Source organism: Amycolatopsis sp. NPDC021455 (genome assembly GCF_040640995.1).
Classification (GTDB): domain Bacteria; phylum Actinomycetota; class Actinomycetes; order Mycobacteriales; family Pseudonocardiaceae; genus Amycolatopsis.
The window spans coordinates 1-5,985 of the sequence record NZ_JBFACT010000145.1 but is presented as its reverse complement, the minus strand read 5'-3'; the positions used below and the strand labels follow the sequence as shown (position 1 = coordinate 5,985).

At 71.4% G+C, this 5,985-nt stretch carries 8 protein-coding genes; 6 read left to right on the top strand and 2 right to left on the bottom strand.

Annotation, left to right across the window (positions count from 1 at the left end):
- Positions 1 to 550 precede the first annotated feature (550 nt).
- Both AB0G28_RS48990 and AB0G28_RS48985 read left to right on the top strand, forming a co-directional pair.
- Complete coding sequence (locus tag AB0G28_RS48990; RefSeq protein ID WP_361106488.1) at positions 551 to 898, top strand: PadR family transcriptional regulator; 348 nt, start codon at positions 551 to 553, stop codon at positions 896 to 898.
- Positions 895 to 1,287: a hypothetical protein gene (locus AB0G28_RS48985; RefSeq protein ID WP_361106485.1), complete on the top strand. Its 393-nt coding sequence runs from the start codon at positions 895 to 897 to the stop codon at positions 1,285 to 1,287. Before AB0G28_RS48990 ends, AB0G28_RS48985 begins: the two co-directional genes overlap by 4 nt.
- Positions 1,288 to 1,294: 7 nt before the next feature.
- On the opposite strand, the gene AB0G28_RS48980 is transcribed toward AB0G28_RS48985, so the two are convergent.
- Entirely contained in the window at positions 1,295 to 2,437 is a 1,143-nt protein-coding gene (locus tag AB0G28_RS48980) for a site-2 protease family protein (RefSeq protein ID WP_361106482.1), read from the bottom strand.
- 184 nt (positions 2,438 to 2,621) lie between these two features.
- Between AB0G28_RS48980 and AB0G28_RS48975 the strand changes: the two genes are divergently transcribed.
- The gene (locus AB0G28_RS48975) at positions 2,622 to 2,813 is read left to right on the top strand and encodes a hypothetical protein (protein ID WP_361106479.1); all 192 of its coding nucleotides are present in this window, start codon (positions 2,622 to 2,624) and stop codon (positions 2,811 to 2,813) included.
- On the opposite strand, the gene AB0G28_RS48970 is transcribed toward AB0G28_RS48975, so the two are convergent.
- Positions 2,804 to 3,421: a hypothetical protein gene (locus AB0G28_RS48970; protein ID WP_361106477.1), complete on the bottom strand. Its 618-nt coding sequence runs from the start codon at positions 3,419 to 3,421 to the stop codon at positions 2,804 to 2,806. The two genes, AB0G28_RS48975 and AB0G28_RS48970, sit on opposite strands and share 10 nt — an antisense overlap.
- Before the next feature lie 127 nt (positions 3,422 to 3,548).
- Here AB0G28_RS48970 and AB0G28_RS48965 point away from each other — a divergent pair, with 127 nt between their 5' ends.
- The 3 genes from AB0G28_RS48965 to AB0G28_RS48955 form a co-directional block, all read left to right on the top strand.
- The gene (locus tag AB0G28_RS48965) at positions 3,549 to 4,391 is read left to right on the top strand and encodes a universal stress protein (RefSeq protein ID WP_361106474.1); all 843 of its coding nucleotides are present in this window, start codon (positions 3,549 to 3,551) and stop codon (positions 4,389 to 4,391) included.
- Between the two features lie 319 nt (positions 4,392 to 4,710).
- A complete protein-coding gene (locus AB0G28_RS48960) occupies positions 4,711 to 5,196 on the top strand; it encodes a universal stress protein (RefSeq protein ID WP_361106471.1) in 486 nt (161 codons plus the stop codon).
- 7 nt (positions 5,197 to 5,203) lie between these two features.
- Positions 5,204 to 5,985: ATP-binding cassette domain-containing protein (locus tag AB0G28_RS48955; protein ID WP_361106468.1), on the top strand; the 782-nt coding region annotated here is incomplete at its 3' end.

Sequence of the window (5,985 nt, the reverse complement as noted above, 5' to 3'; positions counted from 1 at the left end):
CGGTCGGTGATGTCGGCGTAGCGGGGGTCGACGAAGTCGGCGGGCCGCAGCGCGAGCCGGTCGCGGCGGTTGCGGCGCGGGGACGTCGGCTCGGCTGTGGTCGCCGGAGCGGTTCCGCGTGGACTGTCCATGGTGGGCCTCGCTCTCGTCAGGATCCAGGCTCCGCCGGGCGGGGCTGGGCGACGAGGGCCGGACCGCCCCGGTTCCGAGGGCCCGGCGGCCCCGGTTCTGGTGGGGCGAAAGCCCGGGCGAGTGAGGACTTTCGGCCGTCAGGAGGTAGCGCGCACCAAATACACGGGCAGGCCGCGTTGTGCAGCAGGGCCTGTCCAGTGAAGCCCGGCAGCAGGCCGGCGAAGCCGCCGCAGCCGCGGTCGCCGAGCACGACGCTGCCCGGTGTCAGCTGAGGCCGCCGGGTCCTGATGTGTTTCGGCTTCCGGGCGGGGTGGATCGTCGGCCGACGCACACTCCCGTCGATGTGAGGTCGACGATCACCGGCAGTGGAATCCTGAACCTAGGTGCAGATGCACCTAGGTTCAGGTACCTTGGAACCATGAGCTGGCCGTTTCGCGTGACTCCGCCACTGTTGGACGTCGTCCAGGTTCTGACGCAGATGGACGAGAAGGTGCACGGGTGGGACCTGGCGGCTCGCTGTGGTCAGAGCACGCCGAATGTCTATCGCGTGCTCGAACGGTTGCTCAGGGTGGGCTGGGTCGCCTACGAGTGGGAGGCGGCGAACCCCGAGCCGGGAAAGCCTCGGCGCCGTTTCTATTGGCTCACCGACGAAGGAGCCGCGCAGGCTCCGCGCCTGCTCGCCGAGCGCCGTGACCGGCGAAAGCCACGAGGAGCCGGGGTCCCCGGGATCGCCCTGCTCGGCTTGATCGTGGGCGGTGGTCGGTGACGGCTTTGGTGACGGTTGTCGGTGGCGTTTTGCTCGGCGTGCTGTCGAACGAGTTGTTCGATGTGCTGCCGTGGATCGCGGTGCGGATGTTACGCCTTGCCGCGCGGCTCGACGCGCGGTTCGCGGGGGAGGCGGACCTTCTCCTGGCCGAGTGGGAAGAGCAACTGGAGCATCTGCCGGGCAAGGCGACGAAGCTCGCGTATGCGGTCAGCCTGCTCGTGCGAGTTGCCCTGAGACGTCGGATGGACCTGGCTGTACTGGCTCTCCGTGAGAAGCCGGCGGCGGGTGTCCGGCAGCTACGCGACGCTGCCGGGGACCTCGTAAGCGGTCTTCATTCGCTCGTCGCTTCCTCGGTGAGGTCGTTCACCTGCGCGTGGCGCATGTACTGATCTGGTTTCAGTGCGTCGGCCGGCGGGCTTCGGTGCCCAGCACCGCCAATTCGAGCGTGCGGGCTATGTCGCCGGGACTCACGACGCCCAGGAGGACCCCGTCCGAGACGACCAGGGCGAGGTCCTGACCGGGGCGGCCGCCGATCCGGCCGAGGACTGCGGTCAGCGGCGTTTCGGGAGCCACCTGGAGGCACGCCGGAGGCCGCAGGCAGACCTCCTCGACACGGGTCGACGGTCGGGCGTCCTCGGGCACCCGGGCGAGCATCGCCAGACTGACCACCCCGAGCGGACGGCCGTCGAACGCCACCACCGGGTAGGTGCGGAACCGCCCGGACGCGGCCTGGTCGATGAACGCCCGCACGGTGAACCAGCCGGGCGCGGTGACCGGGTCCGGCGTCATGATCTCACCGAGGTGGACGCGCGCGAGGACGTCACGCGCGGGGCCGGCCGCGAGCTCGGCGCGGGCGCTGAAGCCGAGGAACCAGCCGATGCCGACCAGCCACAGCCCGGCGAAGCTGCCGAACCACAGCAGTTCCACGAAACCCGCCGAAGCCAGCAGCAAACCGAGAACGTGGCCCGAGCGGGCCGCCGCGGCCTGCGCCCGTCGCTTGTCACCGGTGCGCTTCCAGACGGCGGCCTGCAGGATCCGGCCACCGTCCAGCGGCGCGCCGGGGAGCAGGTTGAACACCGCGAGGACGACGTTCGTCCAGCCGAGCCACGTCAGCGTGACCACCACGACTGCGGGCACGGCACCGGAAAGCAGCACGGCGCAGCCCAGGAAGCCGGCACCGGCCACGAGGCTCGCCAGCGGGCCGGCGACGGCGACCGCGAATGCCGACCCGGGGCTCGGTGGGTCGCCGGGCATTTCCGTGCTGCCGCCGAACAGCCACAGCGTGATGCGGTCGACGGCCAGGCCGCGGTGGCGAGCGACCAGCGCGTGGCTGAGCTCGTGCGCCAGCAGCGACGCCAGGAACACCACCGAACCGGCCACGCCGGTCGCCCAGTAGACGGCCGGGGACAGGCCGGGAACGACTTGCGGCAGCAGCGACTGCGCCAGGAGTTCGGCCAACAGGGCCATGATCAGGAGCACGGACCAGTGCGCGCCGACGCGGATACCGGCCGGGCGCCCGAGCGGGAAGGTGGCACGCATACCCCGACGGTCCTCCCGCGGGCGCGCGCGGGCGAGAGCCGCACCGCCCCGGGACGAGGGACCAAAGACCCCTGCCTCGCCGACGTCCGGCCGCAGTCCGGCAGCAGGCCTGATTCATAACGTCGAGGTGGGGAGGAACGGAAGGAACACGTCCGGACTGGCGGCTACTGACAGGAGGAAAGTCATGGACGACAAGGAAAAGGCCGTCATCGAAGCCGAGGCGCGGCGGGACGTCGCCGAGCGCGGGCGGCACGGTCCGAAGGTGGGTCGCTACCTGCAGGCGGTCGAGCACCACGCGGTCAAGGAGAACGAGGAGGACGTCGTTCCGGCCGCCGCGGACGATTGGCGGCAGCCGGCGGACGGCCGTCAGTCCTGATCGGTGCGCGTGTAGGCCGCGAGTGCCCGCCGGCGGGCGTTCGCGGCGATCGTGCGGATCAGTGCCGTGTGCACGGACCCGATAGCCGGCCGGGAGAGCCGCCAGTAGCGGCGGAACTTCAGCCAGCTCTCCGGGTCGCTCATCCGGACGCGCGTGTGCACGGTCAGCAGCGTGCGGTGCGGGCCGTAGGGGAACGCCGACACGGCCAGGACCAACTTCCCGTAACCGGCCTCGTCGAATGCCGCGAACTCGTCGGCCGCCACCCGCCGCCAGACGATCACCGGTTTCCAGAACTTGCCCGCGACGCCGAGCGCGAACTCGCTGCCCGGCCGGTCGCCGAGCAGCGTCCACTCCGAGCCGGCGTCGAGGTCGTCCGGCGTCAGCCGGGTCGGGTGGCGGGGTGGGCCGTGCCGCCGGTTGTGCCAGCGTTCGGGCAGCATGCGCAGCCACGACGCGGCGGACACGACGCCGCCGCGGATGTCGGTGAAGTCGAGTTCGCGCGCCGCGGCGTAGGTCTCCTTCACCGGCGCGTCGACGATGACGTTGCGCACCAGCTCGAAGTGCGGGTGCGGCAGGAAGTGGTCGATCAGGAGGTCAGGTCCGGTCATCGTTCCAGCGTCGGTGAACAGCGGCGGGAAGGCAGGCGGATTTGGTCCCCGGCGAAAGGGACTTCGTGCTCTGACCGGCGGGTACGCGCTTCGCCATGCTGACCCGGAGACTCTGCTGGAGGACGTGATGACCGCAACCGCGAACCGGCCGGTGCTCGCCGGAGTGGACGCTTCGGCGGCGTCGTTCGCCGCGATTCGCTGGGCGGCGCAGGAAGCACGGTGGCGCGACACGACGCTGCGGCTGCTGCACGCCTGCGTCTTCGACAGCGCGCCGGCGCACGCGCACGATGATTCGGAACTGCTGCTGGAACACATTTACCGCTGGCTCCGCCGTGCTGCCGAGATCGCCGGTGAGTGGGCGCCCGGGGTACGGGTGGAGACGGCGGTGCGGCTCGGCCTCGCCGCCGACCTGCTGCTCGCCGAGTCAGTTGACGCAGCGCTCGTCGTGCTCGGCTCGCACGGTCTCGGTGGCCTGCGCGGGGCGCTGGTCGGTTCGGTGGCGCTGCGGGTGGCGGCCGGGGCGTCCTGCCCGGTGGTGGTCGTGCCCGGGCACCGGCCGGACCTGGCCGGGCCGGTCGTGGTGGGCGTCGACCCGTCGGAGCCGAGCGAGCACGCGCTGCGGTTCGCGCTCGACGAGGCGACCGCCGTACCGGCGCCAGTTCGGGTCGTCCATGCCTACCACGACGGGACGCAGAGCTCCGGCTATGAGCTGGCGGAGCTGGGGGCCGGCGAGCGGCGGGACCTGGAGGCGCACGTCGCGCCGTGGGTCCGCAAGTACCCGGCGCTGGAGATCACCACCCAGGCCGTGCGGGACCGAAGTGCGTCGCGCGCCCTGCTGCGCGCGGTTCCCGATGCCCGGCTGATCGTGGTCGGCACGCGGGGCCGCGGCCCGGTCGCCGGCGGCGTCCTCGGCTCGACCGGCAACGCTCTGCTCGCGCACGCGTCATGCCCGGTCGCGGTCGTGCATTGAAAGGAGCCGATGTGAAGGCACGCGACATCATGTCCAGGCCCGTGGTGCGGGTCAGGCCGGGCGTCCGCGACGACCTTCTCGCCGTCGGCCGCGAGCGCGTCGAGGCGGGCCGGTTCCTTCCGGACGATCCAGCCGGTGAGGGGCGGTCAGTCCGGAGGTCGGCGTGGCCGGTCCAGCTGCGCCGGCCGGACGGTCGTACCCGAGTGTCTTCATGGCCCTCGTAGGGCCCTTGGTCCTCCCAGATCGGGCGGAACGACAGCTTCGCCGGTGGACCGGAACGGGTTGACTGGCAAGAAAAAGGGCGGCGGAAGGAGCGACGATGACGGAAGCGACGGCGAAGGGCCGGATCGTGGTGGGCGTCGACGGTTCGGACGCCGGCACCGCCGCGCTGCTGTGGGCGGCCGCACAGGCCGAGACGAGCGGTGCGGAGCTGGACGTCGTGACGGTCTGGACCTATGACGCGATGCTCGACGACACGTCGGTGAACCGGAGCATCGGCGAGGCCCGGCGGATGCACGTCCACGAGCTCGAAGAGCTGGTCACCGCGGTGACGAAGGGCTTTACGGGCGTGACCGCGCGGTGCTCGGCACCGGACGGCGACCCTGCGGACATCCTGGTCGACTGGGCCGCAGACGCGGCCATGCTGGTGGTCGGCAGCCACGGAAAGGGCAAGCTGCGCGAGGTCCTCACCGGCTCGGTCAGCGGCGCCTGCCTGCGGCGGGCGACCTGTCCCGTGGTCGTGATCCCACCGCCTGCCCGCGCGCCCGAGAGCCGGCTCGGCAGGCAGCTGGCCGAGCTTTCGTGAGCCGGCCGTGACCACCACTGCGGAACGATCCGCCGAACTGCCGTCCGCCGACCCGGCCGGGACGCCGTTGCTGCGTGTCCGGGGTGTCACCAAGAAGTTCGGGCCGGTGCAGGCGCTGGCGGGGGTTGATCTGGACGTCCCGGCCGGGCAGGTGACCGCGCTGGTCGGTGACAACGGCGCGGGCAAGTCCGTGCTGATCAAGTGCGTCGCCGGGATCCACGTCCCGGACGCCGGCGAGATCACCTGGCAGGGGCGGGGAGTACGCATCCGCACGCCGCGGGACGCCGCCGCGCTCGGCATCGAGACCGTGTACCAGGACCTCGCGTTGTGCGACAACCTCGACATCGTGCAGAACATGTTCCTGGGCCGGGAAAAGGTGCGGCACGTGTCGCTCGACGAGGACCGCATGGAGCTGGCCGCGAAGGAGACGCTGCACAGCTTGGGCGTGACGACGGTGACGTCGGTCCGGCAGCCGGTGGGGTCGCTCTCCGGCGGTCAGCGCCAGGCGGTGGCGATCGCGAAAGCCGTGTTGTGGCACTCGAAGCTGGTGATCATGGACGAGCCGACCGCGGCGCTCGGCGTGGCGCAGACCGAAGTGGTGCTGGAGCTGGTCGGACGGCTGGCCGAGCGCGGGCTCGGGGTGGTCGTGGTGTCGCACAACATGAATGACGTCTTCGACGTGGCCGATCGCATTGCGGTCATGTATCTGGGCCGGATGGCGGGTGTGTTCGCCACCGGTGAGCTGACCAGGGAAACGGTCGTCGACCTGATGACCGCGGGCCGCTCCGA

Excerpts from the sequence above, each read along its gene's own strand:
- AB0G28_RS48970 (WP_361106477.1), bottom strand. The coding sequence starts at position 3,421 with ATGACCGGACCTGACCTCCTGATCGACCACTTCCTGCCGCACCCGCAC.
- AB0G28_RS48980 (WP_361106482.1), bottom strand. The coding sequence starts at position 2,437 with ATGCGTGCCACCTTCCCGCTCGGGCGCCCGGCCGGTATCCGCGTCGGC.
- AB0G28_RS48965 (WP_361106474.1), top strand. The coding sequence starts at position 3,549 with ATGACCGCAACCGCGAACCGGCCGGTGCTCGCCGGAGTGGACGCTTCG.
- AB0G28_RS48990 (WP_361106488.1), top strand. The coding sequence starts at position 551 with ATGAGCTGGCCGTTTCGCGTGACTCCGCCACTGTTGGACGTCGTCCAG.
- AB0G28_RS48960 (WP_361106471.1), top strand. The coding sequence starts at position 4,711 with ATGACGGAAGCGACGGCGAAGGGCCGGATCGTGGTGGGCGTCGACGGT.
- AB0G28_RS48975 (WP_361106479.1), top strand. The coding sequence starts at position 2,622 with ATGGACGACAAGGAAAAGGCCGTCATCGAAGCCGAGGCGCGGCGGGAC.